Raw genomic sequence first — 21,750 nt, forward strand, 5'->3', positions numbered from 1 at the left:
CTGAAAAGGAGATGTTCATGATCAAAGCCCGCGATATTATGCAAACCAGCATCATCAGTGTCACCCCGGATACCGATATTGCCAGTGCCGTAAAAATACTGCTTAACAACCACATCAACGGCGTGCCCGTGGTCAATGACCGGGAAGAGCTGGTCGGTATCCTGTGTCAGAGTGATCTGATCTTTCAACAAAAAGAGGTGCCCATCCCCCCCATTTTTACTATCCTGGATTCCATTTTTCCGTTGTTTTCGTCAAAAAAATTGGATGACGAATTCCAGAAAATAGCTGCCGCCACCGTGGCCCAGGCCATGATCAAGGATGTGGTGACGGTGACCGCGGACACGCCGCTCAGTGAAATCGCCAGCCTCATGGTGGAAAAACATTTTCATACCATCCCCGTGTTGGAAAATAAAAAACTGGTGGGCATCATCGGCAAGGAAGATGTCCTTAAAACCCTGGCCTCTGATGCCTGATCCGGGTATTTACCTGCCAGCATCCGGGGTTCGGCAGGTTTTTGATTTTTATCCCCCCCGCCAGAAGGGAGACAGTTATGGCGTATTTTGACTTCACCAGTTTTGAAGTATCGTTTCAACAATATGTGAAATATGTATTGGGCAAACCCCTGGACGAAGCCACAAAAAATGACCAGCTCAATGCCGTGTGCTATGCCGTGGGCAAATATCTGATGGATATTCATTTCGATACCCGGAAACGCTATGAAAAAAACAAGGCCAAACAGGTGTATTACCTGTCCATGGAATTTCTCATCGGCCGACTTTTGTCCAACAACCTGCTGAATCTGGGCATTTTCGATCCCTGTGCCCGGTTTCTGAAAAAGCAGGGCATTGATCTGGAAACCCTGGTGGAAGAAGAGCAGGACCCGGCCCTGGGCAATGGGGGCCTGGGACGGCTGGCCGCCTGTTTTCTGGATTCCATGGCCAGCCTGGATATGCCGGGGTATGGATATGGCATCAACTATGACTATGGGCTGTTCCGCCAGACCATAGTCAACGGATATCAGCAGGAACGGCCGGATTACTGGCCCAACCGGTCTTCGCCCTGGCTGATCCGGCGTTCGGAAGAAAAATATGTGCTGCCCATTTACGGCAAAATTGAAGAGCGCCAGGATAAAAACGGGCATTACAAGCCGATGTGGACCCGCAAAAAACTGTTTGTGGGCCGCCCCCACGACATCATGATCGCCGGACACCGGGGGCGCACGGTAAACCGGCTCCGGCTTTTTTCCGCTGCCGCATCCAAGGATTTTGACATCGATATTTTCAATGACGGGGATTATATCAAGGCGGTCAGCCGGAAAATCCAATCGGAAAGTGTCACCAAAATCCTGTATCCATCCGACTCCAAGGAAACGGGCAAAGAATTGCGGTTCATCCAGGAATATTTTCTGGTGGCCTGTGCCATCCGTGACATTATCCGTAAATTTGAAAAACAGCACAGCGATTTTGAGACGTTCCATGACCATGTGGCCATCCAGCTCAACGACACCCATCCGGCTTTAGCGGTCGCAGAGTTGATGCGCATACTGGTGGATGAAAAAAAACTGGTATGGGAAACCGCCTGGGATGTGACGGTCAAAACTCTGGCATTCACCAACCATACCCTTTTACCCGAAGCCCTGGAAACCTGGTCAGTCTATATTTTAAACAAGGTGGTTCCCCGGCACCTTCAGATCATTTTTGAAATCAACCAGCGGTTCATCGCCCGGGTCAAGGAACGGTTCGGCCAGGACAATCATGAAATGATCGCTAAAATGTCCATCATTCAGGAAGGAGATGAACAAAAGGTGCGCATGGCCAATCTGGCCATCATCGGGAGCCATTCCGTGAACGGGGTGGCGAAAATCCATTCTGATCTGGTCAAAAAACAGCTGGTTCCGGAATTTTATTCCATGTGGCCGGAGAAATTCAATAACAAGACCAACGGGGTCACCCCCCGGCGGTGGATCGTGGCGTGCAACCCGGAACTGGCAAAACTGATCACCGATGCCATCGGCAGGCGCTGGATCGCTGACCTGGATTTGATCTGGGAACTGGAGGCATTTCAGAACGATCCCGGGTTCCTGGAACGGTACCGGGCCGTGAAGCAGGCCAATAAACAGGCACTGGCAGATTACATCCAGCACACCGTGTCTGAAACCGTAGATCCATTGTCAATTTTTGATGTTCAGGCCAAACGGATCCATGAGTACAAACGCCAGCTGCTCAACATCCTGCATATCATTCATTTATACCTGACGGTGAAAGAAGACAAAAAAGATATCGGCCCTCCCCGGACGTTTATTTTTTCAGGCAAAGCCGCCCCAGGTTATCATACGGCCAAACTGATCATCAAACTGATCCACAATGTGGCACATGCCGTGAACACGGATCCGGCCGTGAACCGGCAGCTCAAGGTGATATTTCTGCCGGACTACCGGGTTTCTCTGGCCGAACGACTTATACCGGCAGCCGATGTCAGCGAACAGATCTCCACGGCCGGCATGGAGGCGTCCGGTACCGGGAACATGAAATTCGCCATGAACGGGGCCTTGACCATCGGCACCCTGGACGGAGCCAATATTGAAATTCTTGAGCAGGTGGGTAAAGAAAACCTGTATATTTTCGGTCTGGACGTGGATGAAGTGGCGGCATTGAGGCCCAACTACCAGCCCAAGGAATATCTTGAAAAAGACGACCGGCTTAAACGGGTCATATACGCGCTGCGGTCCGACCGGTTCAGCCCGTCGGAACCGGGTATTTTCCGTTCCCTGTACAACATTCTCATGTCTCCGGGAGATTCATACCTGAATTTTGCCGATTTCAGCCCCTATGTCGCAGCCCACCAAGCCATTGCCAAAGATTATCAACAGCCTGAAAAATGGAGTGCCCGGGCCCTGATGAATACCGCCCGCACCGGATTTTTCTCCAGCGACCGTACCATCAAAGCCTATGCCGATGAAATCTGGGGAATTCGGGGCCAGATCCGGGAAAAAGATCTCTGGTGATAAAAAAAGGGCGGGGGTCAGAGCATCTGTTTGAGCACCAAGGCCGTGCGGGAGGGCAGGTACAGGGATAATCGGCCCTGCCCGGAAGACGTGAAAGGCTCTGAAACACTAAAAAAAATCTGGTTCGGTACCACCCGGTCATGGCCCCCGAACCGGGCCGGGTCCGTGTCCAGAATCAACCGGTATCTGCCCGGCGGTGCATCCACCTGATAGTCGGAAAAAGAATGGGACGGATGGAAGTTGAAAACAAAAAACAGGTCTTTTCTGGCAAAGGCGATGATCTTGTGATTTTCATGAATATAATAAAGATTCGGATGCCCGGATTCAAACAACCCGGTTTCCCGGGCCAGGCAGATCATCTGCCGGTCGAACTGATATAAATGATTGTAAAAAAGTTCCGGGTCATATTTCAATGACCACTGGCGCCGGGCGTATTTGAATGAAAAATGGTTCTGCTGAGACGGAAAATCCACCCATTCGGGATGGCCGAACTCATTGCCCATGAAATTGAGATATCCCGCATTGGCCGTGGCTAAAGTGACAAGGCGGATCATCTTGTGCAGGGCCACAGCCCGGAAGGTCTCAATGCCGGCATGGTCTTTATGCATATCCGTGTAGATCCGGGGACCCATCAGGCGCATCATCAGCGTCTGATCTCCCACCAGGGCCTGATCATGGCATTCAGCATAGGAGATGGTGGCTTCCTCGGGCCGGTGGTTGGTGAGTTCATGCCACAAAAATCCCAGAGGCCACTCCTCGTCCCGGGTTTCCTTGACCATCTTAATCCAGAAATCAGCGATTCCCATGGCAAACCGGAAGTCAAACCCGTATCCGCCGGCATCGATTCCGGCCGCCAGCCCGGGATAGCCGCTCACATCCTCGGCGATGGTCACCGCATCAGACCGGCACTCATGCACCAGCCGGTTGGCAGTGTACAGATAATTCAAGGCATCCAAATCCACATCCGGGCCGAAATAATCGTCATAACTGACAAACGCCCGGTCCAGGCCGTGGTCGGTAAATACCATGGAAGTCACCCCGTCAAACCGGAACCCGTCCACATGAAATTCTTCAATCCAGTACCGCAGGTTGGACAGCAAAAATTTTCTCACCATGGGTTTTCCATAGTCAAAGCACCGGGAATCCCATAACCGGTGCATGCCTTTGGGACCGTCATGGAAAAACTGGTACAAGGTCCCGTCAAACCGGGACAGTCCTTCCACCTCATTTTTCACGCAGTGGGAATGGATGATATCCATGAGCACCCGGATCCCGTTTGTGTGGGCCGCATCAATGAGCGCTTTAAGATCTTCGGGTGTGCCGAACCGGGAGGACGGGGCAAAAAACGAAGACACATGATATCCGAAAGATCCGTAATAAGGATGCTCCTGCACGGCCATCAACTGGATGGTGTTGTATCCGGCATCAATGATCTTGGGCAGGATATAGTGCTGAAACTCGGTCCAGGTGCCGACGCGCTCGGCTTCCAAAGCCATACCGGGATGGGCCTCGTAAATCAGGGCCGGGCCGGAGGGGATTCCCGGGGTCGGGGCCTGCCACACATAGGGGTCCGGCGGGTCCCACACCTGGGCGTTGAAAATCAGGGTGCAGGGGTCCTGGACCACCCGCCGGGCTGCCGTGGGAATCCGGTCCCCCTGCCCTCCAGGCCAGATCACTTTCAGGCGGAACAGGTCCTGGTGGGAAAATTGATCGGCATCGAACCGGGCTTCAAACACGACGTCATTAATTTTGGAAACCTGAAATTCTGGCACACACTGCCAGTGGTTTCTGTCACACAGGATAAACATGTCTGTGGCGTAAGGTGCCCATTCCGTGAACACCCACTGCTGCCGGGAAGAATCAAAATGCAGGCCGAATTGCAAATGATAATCGGCAAACCCGGTCAGGGACCCGTCATGTTCGGCCCGGATCGTTTTTTCCAGATCCTGTGCAGCCCCGTACCGAAACCGGATGGTGTCAGCATATGCCGACAGGCCCGGATCATTGAATATTCCGGGATCAGACAAGGAAGGGCCTCTGGAGCATTTTTTCATACAGATTGATATACGCTTCGGCACACCGGGAATGGTTGAACCCCAGCACGCTGTCGATCATGATCCGGTGGATCTGCTGTTCCCTGATCTGTTCATCCAACATGTAAAAATCCATAGCCCGGTGCATGGCCCAGGAAAGCCCCTGGGCATCATGGACATTGAACAAAAATCCGTTGCCTGTATCTGCCGAAGGATCCAGCTGCGTCACGGTATCATGCAACCCGCCGGTGTCAAACACGATGGGCAGGGAGCCATAGATTCCGCCGATCATCTGGGGCAGGCCGCAGGGTTCGAACGCCGAAGGCATGAGCACGAAATCAGCCGCGGCAAAGGCCTGATGGGACAATCCCTCGTTGAATCCGCAAATGCTGACACGCCGGCCGATCCCATGGAACCGGACGATTTCATGAAAATATTTTTCATAGGCCCCGGATGCCACGGATACGATCTGCAGCCCCTGATCCCAGTACCGGTCCACCATCTGATACATGATGTCGGCCAGCAGCTGGCAGCCTTTCTGCACGGGATCCAGCCGGGAAGGCCAGAAAAACAAAGGGGCGTGTTCGTTTTCCTCCAGATCCAGAATTTTTTGCAGATAGGTTTTGTTGGCCGCCTTGAACTGTTTGTGGTTTTTAGGTCCATAATTGTATCGGATCAGATCATCCACGGCCGGGTTGAATTCCGGCTCCGGCGCGTTGAGAATGCCGGTGGCGCATCCGGCATGATATTTACCGGACAGCTCGTTTTTCAGGCAGGGTTCCACAAACGGATGACGGTCCTCCACGATCTCTTTTAAAAAAGTGGGGCTTACCGTATTCACGTAATGGGCCGCAAACACCCCGGAAGAGAGAAAATCCACCCGGTTCCATCCCCGGCTCTCTTCATAGTTTTCCGGCGGTTTTTTAAAGTACAGCCACTGCCAGAACGAGGCCGCATCAATGCCCCGGTCCTCGATCTCCGCCAGGGTGGAAGTCATGGTATGGATATTGTGAATGGTGAACAGGCAGGGGATCTCCATTTTCCGGGACATGGCCGGAATCAGGCCGGTCATCCAGTCATTGCAGTGGATAATGTCCGGCTCCACCCGGGGAATGATGTTGTTGATCACCTCCCGCTGGAACGCCAGGGATACTTTCAGATCCATATCGGAATATCCGGAATACACATTGTTCAGATAATAAAACGCCCGGTCCGCCGCCAGATGGATCCGCTCTTCATCCAGGCGTTTACGGATCTTGGCCAGTTCCCGGCTGTGGGTCTTGGTGGTGGCCCCGTCAAAGATGGACCGGTAATCCGGCAGCGCCACATGCACATCGCACCCCAGGTCGAACAAAGCGGAAATCAGGGCCGCAGACACATCCGCCAGCCCACCGGCCTTGGCGGAATAGTTGGACCGGGTTCCCATATCCTCCGGCAGATAGGAAACTTCCGGCGTCACAATCAGAATTCGGGGTTTTTGTGCCATTTACCGCCCCCTGTGGAATTGGTTATAAAAAAGACCCGGATCACTCATCCGGCATCGCCCAGGTAATCAGGCCCGGAATATTGCGAAGCACGTCATCGCCTCTGGGAATCACCCGGGCCGTATATCCGAAGCGGCCGGAATCTGAGCACACCACCCGACACCCGTATAGATGCGTCCCCGGGGCAATGGTGCTCTGCAGTTTCATGGTTTCCGCCCGGCTCTTCTCCAGCTCCCCGGTTCCCAGAAGCCTGCCGTGGTAAATCTGAACCTCCACTTCATCCGGGCTCAGTTCCCCTAAAAACACCTCAAGCACCACACTGAACGTATCGCCTACGGCAAAATCCTCTGCCGGTTTTATTCGGGGCTTTGACACCCGGATATGGGACCACAGGGCATTGAGCCGGGATTGTGTCAGGGCCAGATCCTTGGCTTTTCTGCCTGAATCCTGAGTCAGGTCCCGTAAATTTCCGACGGAAGGAATATAAAACCGGGACGTGTACTCTCTCACCATCCGGTCACTGGAAAAATCCGTAATGGCCATCTTCATGGCCGCTTTCATCATCCGGACCCATTTTTGGGGCGGATTACCCCGGATTCGATCATAAAATACCGGAATTACATCATTTTCCAGCACATTGAACAAGGACTGACTTTCCACTTCATCCTGATACCCGGGATCGTCATAATCCGTGCCGTTACCGATCCGCCAGCCCCGGGTATCATCATACCCCTCACACCACCAGCCGTCCAGAATGGATAAATTAAGCCCTCCGTTGGCAGCCGCCTTCATCCCGGATGTGCCGCAGGCCTCATAAGGACGTCTCGGGGTATTGAGCCACACATCACATCCCTGGACCATATACCGGGCGATATTGATATCATAGTTTTCCAGAAAAACGATCCGGTGCCGGACCGCCGGCTGCCGTGCGAATTCAACAATCCGCCTGATCAAATCTTTGCCTTCGTTGTCATTGGGATGGGCTTTCCCGGCAAACACCAGCTGGACCGGGTGGTCCGTACTGGTGATCAACCGGGTCAGCCGCTGGGGGTCTTTGAGCAGCAGACCGGCTCGTTTATACGTGGCGAACCGCCTGGCAAAACAGATGGTCAGCACCCGGTGGTCCAGGGTGACGGACACGTCATCCAGCAGGGTTCGGGCGGCATTGCGCCGTTCATACTGACTCATCAGCAGTTGCCGGCATTTTCGGATCAGGTTGGACCGGTCCATTTCATGGACATGCCACAGGTCGGCATCATCGATGTTGTCAATGCGCGATACCAGTGCCGGCTCCGACTGCCGTTCTATCCAGTCCGCAGCCAGATACCGCTCCAAAAGTCCGTTTTTGTGGCGGGAAATATAGGAATTGATGTGCACCCCGTTGGTAACATTAAAAATGGGGATTTCCTCTTTCTGACGCCGGGGCCACAATCCCTGCCACATCCGCCGGGCCACCTTCCCGTGAAGCCGGCTGACCCCGTTGATGTATCCGGAAAATTGAACCCCGAAACAGAACATGGAAAATCTTCCGTTTTTGTCATCCCCGGGAACCTCCCCCCAGGACAGAAGTTCTTCCACGGAAATATCGAATTTTTCCGCATAAGGCGCAACATACGGGCGGACCTGATGTTTGTCGAATTCGTCATGTCCGGCAGCCACCGGGGTATGGGTGGTGAACACAGTACTGCGGCGGCAGACCTGGGACGCACTCTGAAAATTCAAGTCATACCGTTCCATAATCTGACAGATCCGTTCCAGCCCGGCAAAGGTACAATGCCCTTCGTTCATATGGCAGACCGACGGAAACAGGCCCATGGCTTTGAGGGCCCGGGTGCCGCCGATACCCAGCAGTGCTTCCTGGGCCACCCGGATATCCCCATGGCTGGCATACAACCGGGAGGTGATATTCCGGATATGTCCCGGGTTTTCAGGCAGGTTGGTGTCCAAAAGCAAAAGTCGGACCTTTCCCACGTGAATCTCCCAGACGCAGGCATGGATGATTCCGTGCGGTCCCGGGATATCGATCACCAGATCTTCACCGGATGCCCGGGTGACTTTCCGGGTCGGCAGATCAAACACATCGATGACGGGATAGGTTTCCTGCTGCCAGCCGTTATGGTCCAGATACTGGCGGAAATAGCCTTCCCGGAACAACAGACCGATGCCGGTCAAAGGAAGCCCCAGTGCGGAAGATGCTTTGAGATGATCCCCGGCCAGAATCCCGAGCCCACCGGCAAAAAAAGGCAATGATTCATGCAGGCCGAACTCCATGGAAAAATAAGCCACGGTTTCGCCGGACTCAAGGGTCAGATCCGGCACCCGGGATATTTCAGATGACATGGTTTCAAACCTGGTTTTCACCCGGCCTAAATGGCCCAGGAAACTTTCATCCCTGGAAAGGGCTTCATACCGGTGTGTGGAAATCCGGGCCAGAAAAACCACGGGATTTTTTCCCACTTTTTCCCAGAGCCCCGGATGGATCCGGCGGAACAGATCAATGGCATCATCGTTCCAGCACCACCACAGGTTTCTGGCCAGGTCACCCAGAAATGCCAACGATTCGGGAATGGCCGGATATACTTTGTAAATCTGCATGTCTCTCATGAACGTCAGGTTCTCCTTGCGGATAATTTATGTACCACCCGGGCCGCTTCGCTCACGCCCCAGGCCTGGGCATCGCACCCCCGGGGGGTGTGGGGAAAATCCCCGTCCAGAATCTCAGGGATATACCCGGCGGCTCCGGTTCTCATCAAATGTTTCATGCTGCCCAGCCAGGCCAGGCCGGAGGCATGGCTGTTTTGTCCGAACACCTTTGCCCAGGCCTCACAGAATACCGGGAACGGCCAGGTCCAGGCCGTGCCGTTGTGATAGGCGGGTTTTCTGTTTGTGTCTTCGTCTCCCTGATACACCCCGGCATACGGATGATCCGGATCATTCACCAATTTTTTGTTATGAACAACGGGCAACGGGACGGCCAGTTTTCGATCGGCCAGACTTCGGATACCGCCGGGCACCAGCAGCTCCAGACAGGTTTCCACGGTTTTTCGGGCTTTCTCACCAGACGGGATCACGCCCAAGGTGATCAACAGCAGCTGATTGGGCCGCAGGGCATCATCCGGCACGGCCCTGGCCGCCGGCCCGTCCCCATGCAGGCAATCACTGAAGTATCCGGCCGTCTCGTTCCAGAACCATGTTTCAACCGATTGTTTGACCTGATCGGCTTTTTGTTTCCATTTGCTGCCCGGTTCGATTTTCTCCAGAAACATCAGGGCATTGTGCCACAGGGCCTGAATCTCCACGGGGTATCCCTGCCGGGGAGAACCGGCCGGAAAATTGGTGTCCATCCAGGTGAAATGGGACGGGCTGTACAACAGCCGGGTTTTTGGATCCATTTTTACCCCTGTCGGGGTGCCGGTTTCAAGGGATCGGGCCATATCCAGAAGCACCTGTCTGAGGGTCCTTCCGTCCAAATCCTGATCCAGATAACCCGTATCCTGGGTTTTCTCTAAGATATCCCGGCAGCAGGCAAAAAACCACAACGGCGCATCCGATGTTTCAATGTTTGCGGCATCCTGTCCGCAGATCATGTTGGGAAGGGTCCCGTTGCGCTCAAACCGGCCGAACAGGTGTAAAATGGCCCGGGCTTCGGAAAGACGACCCAGCTCCACCAGACTTCGGCAGAAAATCAGGCTGTCCCTGCCCCAGTCCAGAAACCAGGGATATCCGGCGATGACGCTTTTGTCTTGTCCCCGGTCCACCAGAAAGACATCCAACGCCCGGACCAGGGCCTGTTCCATGGTCAAACCCGATTCAAAGGCCGGGGACGGCCATGCATCCGGGTCCAAAGTCCGGCCATTGTCCACCCGGGTCATCAGTTCAGCGGTTTGGCCGCCAATACATTCAAAGGAAAAATACCCCGGGCTGAACAGGTCGGATACCGGATCCAGGCCCCGGGTGGCTTCCAGGGGCCGGTGAACCATGTACTGCCATTCCGGTTCAGGAACAAACCGGCCGGGGGGCTGAATATCCATGGACAGGGTGTGACCGTTTGTCAGGGAAAAATCGAATCCGGTGTCCCGGGAACGGACCCTGGACGGCCAGTCGGCCTCCGGCCCGGTGAATGCCTTGATGGTGTCATGAAAACTGCGGTCTTCCGTATCCGGCCGGATAATCAGGGTCACGGGCGCGTCATCGGGCAGGATCCGTGACCGGTTGTTTTTCGTTCCGGGCCGTGTAATGGACAGCCGGACCTGATTGGTGTGTGGCGACAACATCAGGGTCAGTTCCAGTACATAATATTTTCCTTCGGAGGTCGGGACATGGAACCGCCAGCGGCCGGCATTGTCATAGGAAAACGTAAAGCGTTGAAGACAGTCTTTGGTCAGTTCCCTGGAATAGCCCTGGAAAATCGCCCAGATGCGGCATCGGGCCAGGGTCATCCATCGGTTCTCAGGCATATCAGGATTCAGATTCGCTCCCAGAAGGCTGTCATACCGGCTGTGCAATTGTCCCCAGTCTCCGGCGGCCCGCATCATGCCCCCGGTGCGGGTGGCTGCCAGCAGTGTGAGTCCGGGATCCGCCGCAATTTTCCGCCGGGTGAAGGTGGTCTGCAGATTCAGGGTGTCAAAGGGCGCCAGGTACAGAAGAGACGCACTTGCCTTCTGAATTTTGTCAGGATGGAACAACCGCAGATTCAGACGGCAGGGTCTATGGAGCTTTCTGAACGTTTTGGGCATGAACAGGGCAAAAAAGCCCCCGGTTTTCAAAGGCAGTCCTTCTTCATATCCCAGGGAACGCCGGTCCGTATCCCAGGCATCCAGAATTTCCGCCCGGAACCCCACCGGGCTTTTCACCAGCAGAAAAAATCCCGGCGGCACCATGACCTGACGTTTCAGGTCTTGGGTGACGTCAAAGGGAATCACCCGGCTTTCCAGGGTATCGGAAAAAAACGAACGGATGAATTCCATGGGATCTTCAGACAGATGCCGGGCTGCACGATTCAAATCCAGGCCGCTTATATCCGTATATCCGTCCAGCGCGGTTTTCACCGCCAGAACACCGGCCCTGAATTTCTGATCCAGCACCTGCTTCGGGAAAGGGGCGGGTGCCTGTTCATCCCGACGCATGGCTGCGGCCAGGCTCTGAACTTCGCCCGGATCCGGGGTCAGGGCCATGGCTTCGCCGGGGGCCAGTGTGATACCGGCCACGGGGCCGTCCTTCCGCAGGGAAACCCGGGTTTCAGTCAACAGGTCCATCCATTCCTTCTGTTCGATACCCACATCCGATCGATGCCAGAAAACCGGAGACGGCTCTTCGCAATCCAGATTCACCAGTACCAGGAGCGTTTTGCCGGTTTCCGGATGACTTCGTAACAAGGCCAGGGCCTGGGTTTCATTTTTCTGTATCAATGTCAGCCGGGTGGTATGAAAAAAGGTCGGGTGGTTTTTCAAAATCCAGTTGAGCCGGAAAATAAAATCCACCTGATTGTCTTTGGCTCCCCAGTTCAGGCCCGGAGATTCATGGACATTGATCTTTTCTTTGGCAAACCATTCCATCCCGTTGGCAAACCCGAAACCGCCGCATACGGAAAACAGGGCGCACAAAGCGGTCCGCATTTTCGCATAGGTGAGGGACACGGACGCCAGCCGGTTGTTGTCATGGGTCTCTGCATAATGGATCATATGACCGCAGGTGTCAGATATGTCAACGGCAAAGGGCAGATATTCGGCGATCTCTTCCCGGGTGTAGTGCTGAAACAGCTCGGAATAGGCCCAGTTGAAATTGCCGCGTCCCAGAATCGCCTGGGTGGTTTTCAAGGGCCCGCCCAGTCCTTCCAGAAGAAACAGGGTGTCCGGATATTCCTGCCTTACCTTGGCCACCATATATTCCCAGGCGTCGATGGGTACCATGTAACCGGCATCACACCGGAACCCGTCCACACCCCGGTGGCACCAGAGCAGAAAAATTTCCGCCATATACTGCCATAAATCGGTATGGGAATAATCCAGTTTGGTCAGATCCGCCCAAACCACGCCCCACGCGCCCGGGGCCTTGATCTGGCCGTCTTCCCCCCGTACCAGCCATTCAGGGTGGGTTTCATGGATGGCTGCGGCCCATCCGGTATGGTTGATGGCAATGTCCAAAATCAGGTACCCGTTGTGATAATGCACGGCATCCACCAGTTCCATGAACTGTTCCAGCGGGGTGGCCGCCGGATCGAACCGGGCCAGGGCCGGGTCCACATCCGTGAAGTTCAGGGCCGCATAAGGGCTTCCGAACCGGCCCATGCGGGCATAGGTGGTGGGGGTGGGATGAATGGGCAACAGATGCAGGGCCCGGCACCCCAGTGTGGAAAAGATAAACCCGATCTGATCCCGGAGATCCCGGAATTTCCCGGATTCCGGAATCACGGTGAAACCGTTGGCATCCAGGGTTTCCATCAACGGTATCAAAGACCGGTTCAGACCCGGACCCGGCGCGTTTTTTGACGGGCCGAACTGCCGGACAAAGGCATTGTAAATGATATTGGCACAGCAGGTACCGGCCGGTTCCACATTTAAAACGCAGTTGTCTCCTTCCGGCCAGATGGGAACGGTCTGGTTTTCAGGCATAAAAAAGCATTTGGCCTGAAAATATCCGGTCTGATGCAGCGGCAGCAGAAGGGTGAACGTGAGCGCATCCTGCCGGGTCATCTGGATATCATACCAGCCTTCATCCAGCTTGATCTCATTTTTTTCCACCCGGTCAATGATTTCCTGCCGGGCAATGGCAGCGGTTCCCAAGTTGGTTCGCACCCAGGCATTCCCGGCCGCTTTGTTATTCAACGTCAGGGTAAACTTGAGACAATCCCCTCTGAACAGCACCCGGGATGTCCCGGGTAACGGCGTTTGAGCGACACTGAGCATAGACCTCCTCGGGATCAGAATTTATTGTCAGGTGTTTTTATGTCATCTTTTTTTGTCCGGGGCTAACCATCTGCCGGACAAAAAAAGATTATATCATAATAGAATCCGGATTAAAGAAACAATTTTCTGTTTTTCCGTATCAGGGCGGTATCGATGGGCAGACTTTGATAGCTGCCGTAAAGGCACACCCGCCGGCAGGGGCGCAGATGAGCGATTTTGAAATGAAATTCCGGGAGCCGGGAATAAAATTCGTCAAACACGTGTGAGTCGGTTTCAAGAGATACCCGGCAGTGATCAGACAGACCGAACATACTGACACTGTGATGGATCATCAGATAAAAACATGCTGCGGAAAGAAACCGGGAATCCTGCGTCTGATACAACTGAGGGTAGAATTTGGAAACATACAGCCCTTTGGCAAACCGGTCATGGGACAGAATCAGATTCAAAGAAACCATGGCCCGGTTACCGGTATCGTACAGAAAATATTCCACACACGTGTCTTCTCTGAGATAACTCAGTGAAAACCGGCTCATCAGCCGCCTCACCTGTGTTCCCATGAAAGAAAACATCCCCGGTTCCGGGACCGCTGTATGCATCATTCCCACCCACCTCCCCGATTTTTGCTGAGGGCACCTTATCCCATCCAATTTTCCGGGTCAATGGCGGATAATTTTTTTGAGAATCCAAATTTTTATTGACATATTCATACTAAAACAGTAGGAAAATTCCCTATTAAATTGGTTGGTTTATTTTAATATTTCAACACAACGGAATTTTTAAGGATAGTGAAGATGGCAAAACGGATCGCATGTTTATGGATCGTGGCAGCGGGGGTCATTTTTTTCCTGTTTCCTTTTCCGGGGCAGACCGCCTTTGAAAAGGAAGCCGGACCGGCGGTTCCTCCGGACCGGATCATGATCAACCTGCCCCAGGAATCAGAAGGAAATGAAATGCCGCCGGTGGCGTTTATGCATGCCCGCCACAATGAATCGGTTGAAGGCGATTGCACCCGATGTCATGTCGAAAAAGACCCGGCAGTGGTTTTTAAATTTCAACGCACAGACCAGCCGGCATCCATGGATCTTTACCATGACAACTGTATTGTGTGCCATGAACAGCAAAAAGACGCCGGTCAACCGGCCGGCCCCACGACGGCCCAATGCCGGTCATGTCATGGGGCAGTCGTGCCTGACCCCGCCCCCGGCACCCAGTGGGAAAAAATCGATTTTGACCGGTCTTTGCATTACATTCATGAAGTATCCGATCATATCGGTTCCCCGGACAACCCATCTGACCCTGACAACTGCAATGCCTGCCATCACCGGTACGATGAGGTACAACAGCGGATCGTGACAGAAAGAGGGACCGAAAGCGCCTGCATCTATTGTCACAAAGAAGTTGAGGCCGACGGGGTCCGGTCGATACGGGACGCCTCTCATGATGCTTGTGTGGCCTGCCATCTGACCCAAAAAAATCAGGAAGTGAAAGCCGGGCCGGTTGAGTGTTACGGATGCCACAGGGCGGGGGTCCGGGCAGAAATGCCGGTGGTACCGGATGCGCCGCGCATGAAACGGAATCAGCCGGATGCGGTTTTCATGACCGGGGGAACCACCGGAGAAGGCCAGGCCGTCTACCGGATGTCACCGGTTGTTTTTGATCACAAACAGCATGAAACAGCGGCCGCCTCCTGCCGGGTCTGCCATCATGAATCTCTGGAATCGTGCAGCCAGTGTCACACGCCGGCCGGAGATGAAAAAGGCGGGTTTGTCCGTCTGGAACAGGCCATGCATGCCCAGACCGAATCCGCCAGCTGTGTGGGATGCCACGCCCAGGAAACCCGTAAAACCGATTGTGCCGGTTGTCATGATGTCATGCCCCGGCCCCGGATGACGGAGAACGCCTGCCAGGTCTGCCACAATGACCCGGACCGGACGGTGGTGCATGATCCTGAAATGCAACAAATACGAGCTGATACGTTTGTTTCTGCTGCCTCCGACGAATATCGGCCCGTGATGCCAAAAGATATCCCGGAGACTGTCACCATCGGTGTATTATCCGACACGTATCAGCCCAGCCGTTTTCCTCACCGGAAAGTCATGGACGGCATTGCCCGGCGGGTGGAGGACAGTGATCTGGCCAATACGTTCCACAAAAATCAGCAGACCCTGTGCATGGGCTGTCATCACAACAGCCCGTCATCTTTGACCCCGCCCGACTGTGCTGCCTGCCATGCCGTTGCCGGTGATGGTATGCCGACATCGGCACCGGGCATTCCGGATTTGAAAACCGCATACCATGGCCAGTGCATGGGCTGTCATGACAAAATGGAAATTGCGGCCGTACCGTCCACGGACTGCCAGATTTGTCATGAGAAAAAATAAGGAACTTGTTTTAGCGATATGAAACATACAGAGGAATGATTATGGGTATCTCGCGAAGAAAATTTATCGGCTGCCTGGGCGCGTTGGCACTGGGACCGGCCATGGGTATTCCGGGCACGGCCCAGGGTGCTTCCAACAAGGAGTTTGCCGGATGGCCCGACAGCCAAAGCGTACTTCATGATATCACAAAATGCATCGGTTGCCGTAAATGCGAAAGCGCCTGTCACCGGGTCAACCATCTTCCTGACCCGGAAACCTCTTTTGAGGATTTGCAAGTGCTGGATCAGAAACGCCGGACCGATGCGGATGTCTTCACCGTGGTCAACCGTGTTGACAACAGCTTGCCCGTGTTTGTCAAAACCCAGTGCAATCACTGCCTGGAGCCTGCCTGTGCATCCGCCTGCTTTGTCAAGGCACTGAAAAAAACCCCGGAAGGGGCCGTGGTCTATAATGAAAAATTATGTGTGGGATGCCGGTACTGCATGGTGGCCTGTCCTTTCAATATTCCGGCCTATGAATATCACAAGGCCCTGGCCCCCCGGGTGACCAAATGCACCATGTGCCATCCACGGATTCTTGAAGGCAAGCGCCCCGGCTGTGTCGAGGACTGCCCGGCCGGCGCATTGATATCCGGCACACGCGATGAATTGCTCGCCTATGCCTGGGATCGGATCCGGACATATCCGGAGCGGTATGTATCCCATGTCTATGGCGAGCATGAGATGGGCGGTACCAGCTGGCTGTATCTTTCCGGTCTTCACTTCAGCCAGGTGGGAATGAGAGAGGATTTAGGCACGAAGTCCGCACCGGAACTTACGGCCGGCCCGTTGTCCGCCGTACCCATTGTCGTGGGACTGTGGCCCGTACTGCTGACAGGGGTTTATGCCATCTCAAAACGCAAGGAAAAGATCGCTGAACTGGAAAAACAGGCGGCTGTGACCGAAGCTGTGGATCAGAGCAAAAAAGAAGCCCAGGCCCGGATGGAAACTCTCAGGAAAAAATGGGATCAGGAGAAACAGTCGGCCATCAATTTCGAGGTGAAAAAAGCACTTGAAGACGCCGCAGCCAAAGACCCGGAACCGGGGCAGAGCAAGGAGGATGAATAACATGACAGACAACGGCACTCACGCCGACCGTAAGTGGTGGACCCCTTTTAATGTCATTGTCGGCATCATACTGGCGGCCGGTGCGGTATTGACCGTGATGCGGTTCACCCAGGGTATCGGGGCCGTGACCAATCTGGATAACAACAATGCCTGGGGGCTGTGGATCGGATTTGATCTGCTGTGCGGGGTGGCCCTGGCAGCCGGGGGATATGTCACGTCGGCCGCCTGTTACATCTTTGGATTAAAGCGGTATCATTCCGCTGTCCGGCCGGCCATTCTCACGGCATTTTTAGGATACGCCCTGGTGGTGCTGGCCCTGCACTATGATGTGGGACGTCCCTGGCGGCTGCCATATCCCATTTTCGTCTCCCAGGGGACCTCTTCTCTGCTGTTTGAAGTGGGGCTGTGCGTATTTCTTTACCTGACGGTCCTGTTCATTGAATTCACGCCGGCGGCCTTTGAATGGCTGGGGCTGAAAAAAATCCGGGCACTGGTGGTGAAGCTGACACTGATACTCACCATTTTCGGGGTGGTGCTGTCCACCCTGCACCAGTCTTCACTGGGTGCTTTGTTCATGATCGCTCCATCCAAGCTGCATCCCTTGTGGTATTCCAGTTATCTGCCGGTTTATTTCTTTATTTCCAGCATGTTTGCCGGCATGTCCATGGTGATTTTTGAAAGCACGCTGGCACACCGGTATCTGAGCCGTCATATGGATGACGTCCATCATCAGGAAGCCCCCGGCGTGGCCTTAGGCTTTGCCAAAGCGGCCGCGTTTGTGATGGCGGGGTACCTGGGTATCAAATTGATCGGCATCGCCATTGATGATCACTGGCGCCTTCTGGCCACCGGATGGGGCATGTGGTATCTGGTGGAAGTCATCGGGTTTGTGGCCTTTCCCGCATTTCTGTTTGCCATGGGTGTGAGGGAAAAAAACCTGAAGTTCGTGCGGTGGGCCGCCGCCTGGACCGTGCTGGGGATTGTTCTGAACCGGCTGAATATTTCTGTAATCGCCTTCAACTATCACCTGCCGTCCCATGAACGGTATGTCCCCAGCCTGATGGAAATCGGCACGTCCGTCTTTATCGTGACGTTGGGCATTGTGATTTACCGGTTTATCACCACCCGGATGCCGGTGCTGCATGAACATCCGGATTATTCAGCCCATTCGCCGGGACAGAAAAGTATTTAAACTGAAATGATAATGATATGGAGAAGACAACAATGAATACCCTGTTTTTCACACTTCAGGATTTCATGGTGCACACCAAGGGAATCACCTATCTGATCATGGGCGGCATTCTGGTGGCCCTGCCGCTTTTCTGGTGGTTTTTAACAGACAGAGACGATGAGAACGGTTTCTGATGATAACGAAACATGGAGATATTGACTGATGCATGAGTTTTTGACAGGCATATTTTTCTGGATTGCCGTGGGGGTGTGTATCATCGGCATGGCAGTGCGGTTTGTGCGCTATTTTCTGGGCCTGAACTGGCAACTGGACCGGGTGGCCTACCGGGCTCATCCGGCTGCGGGAATCAAAGGCGCTGCAAGATCCATCTACAAATGGCTGATCCCCTTCGGAACCCGTGGCTGGCGCACCCAGCCGGTGATGACGGCCGCGTTTTTCGGGTTTCATGTCAGTGCCGTGGCCGTGCCCCTTTTTCTGGCCGGGCACAACCTGTTTCTGGAAAGCAAAATCGGGTTTTCCCTGATCACCCTGGGACCGGCCCTGGCAGATTTTCTTTCCTGGCTGGCCGTGGGTTGCGGCGCGTTTCTGATCCTGCGGCGCTTAGTGCTGCCCGAAGTGCGCATATTGACCACCTGGAACGATTATTTCATCTGGTTTATTGCCCTGGCCCCTTTTGTCACGGGGCTTGTGGCAAGATACCAGATGGGATCTTATGGATTCTGGCTGAATCTGCACATCTTCTGCGGTGAACTGCTGCTGATCGCCATCCCGTTCACCAAAATGTCCCACGTGTTTCTGTTCTTTGCATCCCGGGCTCAGCTGGGAATGGATTTCGGCATCAAACGCGGGGGCATGAAAGGCACCAAAATGGCCTGGTAACCAGGCAACCAGACAAGAAGACTGGCAACCCAAGTGAAGGAGAAACCAATTCATGCCGGAAGGAACATATTGTAATAAAAAACCGATCAATACCCCTGAGGAAGTGAATTTCCTGCTGTCCGACTCCAGTGGTACAAAATATTACGAAGAGATGAAGCTTCTGGACGTGGACAGCCAGCTGCTGGCATCCACGATTCAGAAAACCATGAAAACCCGGTTGAAGACCTGGCTGGAGATCTGTGCCCACTGCGGCATGTGTGCGGACTCCTGTTTTCTGTATCAGGTCAACGGCAAAGATCCCAAACAGGTGCCTGCGTATAAGATTCAGTCCACTTTGGGGGAAATCGTCAAGCGCAAGGGAAAAGTGACCAACGCATTCATGCGCCACGCCATGGAGGTGGCCTGGGCCCAGTGCACCTGCTGCAACCGCTGCGGCATGTACTGCCCCCACGGCATCGATACGGGCATCATGTTCGGATACCTGCGGGGTCTGCTTTACCAGCAGGGATTCGTGCCCTGGGAGTTGAAAATCGGGGCAGGCATGCACCGGGCGTATCGGGCCCAGATGGATGTCACGGATGCGGATTTCGTGGAAACCTTTGAGTGGATGGTGGAAGAATATGAAGATGATTATCCCGGTCTGACCGTGCCCGTGGACGTCGAGGACGCGGATATTTTTTATACGGTCAACGCCCGGGAAGTCAAGCATTATCCGGAGGATCTGGCCGAAGCGGCCGTGCTGTTTCATGCGGCCGGGGAAAACTGGACCATTGCATCCAAAGGATGGGAGCAGACCAGCCTGGCCATGTTCGCCGGCGACTGGGCCGCCTGCAAGATGCAGGTGGAATCGGTCTATGGCGCCATGGAACGGCTCAAGCCCAAACGGATGGTGGGAACCGAGTGCGGCCATGCCCACCGGGCCACCGTGATCGAGGGTCCCTACTGGGCCGGTCGTCCGGACGGACGGCCTCCCGTGGAATCGATCCATTATGTGGAATGGCTGGCCGAAGCCCTGGAATCCGGTAAACTGAAAATCGATCCGGAAAAACGAATCCAGGAACCGGTCACGCTCCAGGATTCCTGCAACTATATCCGGAATCATGGATTGAAAAAAGCGACCCGGACCATCATGCAGCACATTGTGGCCCCCGGGTATTTTATCGAAATGTCCCCCAATAAGGAACACAACTACTGCTGCGGCGGGGGCGGGGGGTTCAACGGCATCGGTGTTTTTCGCAAACAGCGCAACCGGGCTCTTCTCACAAAAAGGGACCAGATTCTGGCTACGGGTGCCAAACTGGTGATCGCCCCCTGTCACAACTGCTGGGATGCCATCCGGGATCTGGAGGAAGAGTATGAGATCGGCATCCGGTGGTCTTTTTTGAAACCATTGATTATCAAGATGATGATCGTACCGGATCATATGAAACCGGAAGAGTAAACCGTCAAAAAAGGGGGGAGGGAATCATGTTCAAGAAAATTCTGTTTGCCACATCAGCGACACGGGCCAGTGACCATGCAGCCCGGGTAGCATTCAACATTGCCCGGGCATATCATGCCCGTCTGGATATTTTTCATGTGCTGGGCGTCCCTTCCCGGGGATACAGCCAGGTGGTGGTGGATATCAAAACCCGGGAGCGGGTGGATGTGGATGATGATTACATGGCCTGGGTTCAGGATGAGATCAACACCTATTATGCGGATTATCTCAAAAACGACCTGAATTATGATATTCATGTGGCTGTGGGACTGCCTGCCAGGGAAATTCTGCGCCGGGCCAGAGAAACTGAACCGGACCTGATCCTTTTGGGCGGCAGCACGGAAGAGGAACATGACGGGGTTTATAAAAAAACCGTGGCCGGCACCACCCTCCAGAAAGTGGCCCGGGCCGCCAGATGTCCGGTGCTGGTGGTCACACGTCCGGCCGCCTCTTTCTGGGGAGGCATTTCCAGCATCACGTTTGGTACCGATTTTTCAAAAGCCTCTGACAAGGCATTTGAATTTGCCCTGAAAATGGCCCAGGCCTTAGGGTGTGAGCTGAATATCTTTCATGCCCTTGCCATCGGCCATCCGTCCGGTGAAAGGCTTTTGTCCCAGGATGAAATCGAACAAAAAATCCGGGAAAAAATGCGGATGATCCGTGCCCGGTATGAATCACGGCTCAAGACACTCAAGCAGTACAGCATGGAAGTGTGGGAAGGAATTCCTTATATGGAAATTGTCAAATATGCCAGGGAAAGGCATTCCGACCTGATCATCATGGCCCATCACTCCAGAAAGCTGGAAACAGAGGACCGGGCCTTTGGCAGCAATGTTGAACAGGTTATTGTCAGGGCGGGCTGCCCGGTAATCAGTATCAATCGATAAAGGGAGAGAAAACATGTCAAAAAAAATTCTGATTATAGATGATGATCCCAATATCCTGGACTATCTTTCCGCATTGTTCACGGACAATGGTTATGATACCCAGGTGGCACCCGACGCCGTAAAGGGGCTTGAAACAGCCCGCCGGTTTCTGCCGGACCTGATCACCCTGGATATTGAGATGCCCGGGGAGTGGGGACCGCGGTTTTACCGGCAGATGATGCAGATCAAGGAATTGAAAAACACGCCCGTCATCGTGATTTCCGGGCTGTCGGGCAATGAACATGCCATTCCCAAGGCCATTGCCGCAGTGAAAAAACCCTTTGACAGGGAAGAGCTGCTTCGTATTGTCAAAGAAGCCATCGGTTAATGGCGCCGATGAAACAGGATCAGGACTGA

At 54.1% G+C, this 21,750-nt stretch carries 15 protein-coding genes; 10 read left to right on the top strand and 5 right to left on the bottom strand.

Annotated elements, in window-relative coordinates:
- Window positions 1-17 precede the first annotated feature (17 nt).
- A complete protein-coding gene (locus K365_RS0122650) occupies window positions 18-473 on the top strand; it encodes a CBS domain-containing protein (RefSeq protein WP_024336436.1) in 456 nt (151 codons plus the stop codon).
- 77 nt (window positions 474-550) lie between these two features.
- Window positions 551-3,004, top strand: a complete 2,454-nt coding sequence (locus tag K365_RS0122660) for a glycogen/starch/alpha-glucan phosphorylase (RefSeq protein ID WP_024336437.1) — start codon at window positions 551-553, stop codon at window positions 3,002-3,004.
- 17 nt (window positions 3,005-3,021) lie between these two features.
- Here K365_RS0122660 and K365_RS0122665 read toward each other — a convergent pair whose 3' ends face one another.
- The 5 genes from K365_RS0122665 to K365_RS0122685 all read right to left on the bottom strand — a co-directional run bounded on the left by K365_RS0122665 (window position 3,022) and on the right by K365_RS0122685 (window position 14,028).
- Window positions 3,022-5,031, bottom strand: coding sequence for an alpha amylase C-terminal domain-containing protein (locus tag K365_RS0122665; protein ID WP_084490079.1), 2,010 nt, complete (start codon window positions 5,029-5,031; stop codon window positions 3,022-3,024).
- Window positions 5,024-6,523: a glycogen synthase gene (locus K365_RS0122670; RefSeq protein ID WP_024336439.1), complete on the bottom strand. Its 1,500-nt coding sequence runs from the start codon at window positions 6,521-6,523 to the stop codon at window positions 5,024-5,026. Before K365_RS0122670 ends, K365_RS0122665 begins: the two co-directional genes overlap by 8 nt.
- Before the next feature lie 40 nt (window positions 6,524-6,563).
- Window positions 6,564-9,125 carry an alpha-glucan family phosphorylase gene (glgP, locus tag K365_RS0122675; RefSeq protein WP_024336440.1) on the bottom strand — a complete coding sequence of 854 codons (2,562 nt, stop codon included), beginning with the start codon at window positions 9,123-9,125 and terminating at the stop codon, window positions 6,564-6,566.
- A gap of 5 nt (window positions 9,126-9,130) precedes the next feature.
- Window positions 9,131-13,426: an amylo-alpha-1,6-glucosidase gene (locus K365_RS0122680; protein ID WP_024336441.1), complete on the bottom strand. Its 4,296-nt coding sequence runs from the start codon at window positions 13,424-13,426 to the stop codon at window positions 9,131-9,133.
- Between the two features lie 110 nt (window positions 13,427-13,536).
- Window positions 13,537-14,028, bottom strand: coding sequence for a hypothetical protein (locus K365_RS0122685; RefSeq protein WP_245569248.1), 492 nt, complete (start codon window positions 14,026-14,028; stop codon window positions 13,537-13,539).
- Between the two features lie 192 nt (window positions 14,029-14,220).
- On the opposite strand from K365_RS0122685, the gene hmcA reads away from it, so the two are divergent.
- Genes hmcA through divK form a run of 8 tightly spaced genes read left to right on the top strand, consistent with a single transcriptional unit; the run spans window position 14,221 to window position 21,721 of the window.
- The gene (gene hmcA, locus K365_RS0122690; protein WP_024336443.1) at window positions 14,221-15,810 is read left to right on the top strand and encodes a sulfate respiration complex hexadecaheme cytochrome HmcA; all 1,590 of its coding nucleotides are present in this window, start codon (window positions 14,221-14,223) and stop codon (window positions 15,808-15,810) included.
- A 41-nt stretch (window positions 15,811-15,851) separates the two neighbouring features.
- A complete protein-coding gene (gene hmcB, locus K365_RS0122695) occupies window positions 15,852-16,916 on the top strand; it encodes a sulfate respiration complex iron-sulfur protein HmcB (RefSeq protein ID WP_051147953.1) in 1,065 nt (354 codons plus the stop codon).
- Between the two features lies 1 nt (window position 16,917).
- A complete protein-coding gene (gene hmcC, locus K365_RS0122700) occupies window positions 16,918-18,108 on the top strand; it encodes a sulfate respiration complex protein HmcC (RefSeq protein ID WP_024336445.1) in 1,191 nt (396 codons plus the stop codon).
- Between the two features lie 17 nt (window positions 18,109-18,125).
- Window positions 18,126-18,281, top strand: a complete 156-nt coding sequence (gene hmcD, locus K365_RS28125) for a sulfate respiration complex protein HmcD (protein ID WP_156887774.1) — start codon at window positions 18,126-18,128, stop codon at window positions 18,279-18,281.
- Between the two features lie 28 nt (window positions 18,282-18,309).
- Window positions 18,310-18,987, top strand: coding sequence for a sulfate respiration complex protein HmcE (gene hmcE / locus K365_RS0122710; RefSeq protein ID WP_024336446.1), 678 nt, complete (start codon window positions 18,310-18,312; stop codon window positions 18,985-18,987).
- A 52-nt stretch (window positions 18,988-19,039) separates the two neighbouring features.
- Entirely contained in the window at window positions 19,040-20,428 is a 1,389-nt protein-coding gene (gene hmcF / locus K365_RS0122715; protein WP_024336447.1) for a sulfate respiration complex iron-sulfur protein HmcF, read from the top strand.
- Between the two features lie 26 nt (window positions 20,429-20,454).
- Complete coding sequence (locus K365_RS0122720; protein ID WP_024336448.1) at window positions 20,455-21,354, top strand: universal stress protein; 900 nt, start codon at window positions 20,455-20,457, stop codon at window positions 21,352-21,354.
- Window positions 21,355-21,367: 13 nt separating this feature from the next.
- Complete coding sequence (gene divK, locus K365_RS0122725) at window positions 21,368-21,721, top strand: DVU0259 family response regulator domain-containing protein (protein WP_024336449.1); 354 nt, start codon at window positions 21,368-21,370, stop codon at window positions 21,719-21,721.
- The last annotated feature ends 29 nt before the right edge of the window (window positions 21,722-21,750 follow it).

This window comes from Desulfotignum balticum DSM 7044 (assembly GCF_000421285.1).
GTDB classification, from domain to species: domain Bacteria; phylum Desulfobacterota; class Desulfobacteria; order Desulfobacterales; family Desulfobacteraceae; genus Desulfotignum; species Desulfotignum balticum.

Excerpts from the sequence above, each read along its gene's own strand:
- K365_RS0122685 (WP_245569248.1), bottom strand. The coding sequence starts at position 14,028 with ATGATGCATACAGCGGTCCCGGAACCGGGGATGTTTTCTTTCATGGGA.
- hmcF (WP_024336447.1), top strand. The coding sequence starts at position 19,040 with ATGCCGGAAGGAACATATTGTAATAAAAAACCGATCAATACCCCTGAG.
- K365_RS0122650 (WP_024336436.1), top strand. The coding sequence starts at position 18 with ATGATCAAAGCCCGCGATATTATGCAAACCAGCATCATCAGTGTCACC.
- hmcC (WP_024336445.1), top strand. The coding sequence starts at position 16,918 with ATGACAGACAACGGCACTCACGCCGACCGTAAGTGGTGGACCCCTTTT.
- hmcE (WP_024336446.1), top strand. The coding sequence starts at position 18,310 with ATGCATGAGTTTTTGACAGGCATATTTTTCTGGATTGCCGTGGGGGTG.
- K365_RS0122720 (WP_024336448.1), top strand. The coding sequence starts at position 20,455 with ATGTTCAAGAAAATTCTGTTTGCCACATCAGCGACACGGGCCAGTGAC.
- divK (WP_024336449.1), top strand. The coding sequence starts at position 21,368 with ATGTCAAAAAAAATTCTGATTATAGATGATGATCCCAATATCCTGGAC.
- K365_RS0122680 (WP_024336441.1), bottom strand. The coding sequence starts at position 13,426 with ATGCTCAGTGTCGCTCAAACGCCGTTACCCGGGACATCCCGGGTGCTG.
- hmcA (WP_024336443.1), top strand. The coding sequence starts at position 14,221 with ATGGCAAAACGGATCGCATGTTTATGGATCGTGGCAGCGGGGGTCATT.
- glgP (WP_024336440.1), bottom strand. The coding sequence starts at position 9,125 with ATGAGAGACATGCAGATTTACAAAGTATATCCGGCCATTCCCGAATCG.
- K365_RS0122660 (WP_024336437.1), top strand. The coding sequence starts at position 551 with ATGGCGTATTTTGACTTCACCAGTTTTGAAGTATCGTTTCAACAATAT.
- K365_RS0122670 (WP_024336439.1), bottom strand. The coding sequence starts at position 6,523 with ATGGCACAAAAACCCCGAATTCTGATTGTGACGCCGGAAGTTTCCTAT.
- hmcD (WP_156887774.1), top strand. The coding sequence starts at position 18,126 with ATGGAGAAGACAACAATGAATACCCTGTTTTTCACACTTCAGGATTTC.
- hmcB (WP_051147953.1), top strand. The coding sequence starts at position 15,852 with ATGGGTATCTCGCGAAGAAAATTTATCGGCTGCCTGGGCGCGTTGGCA.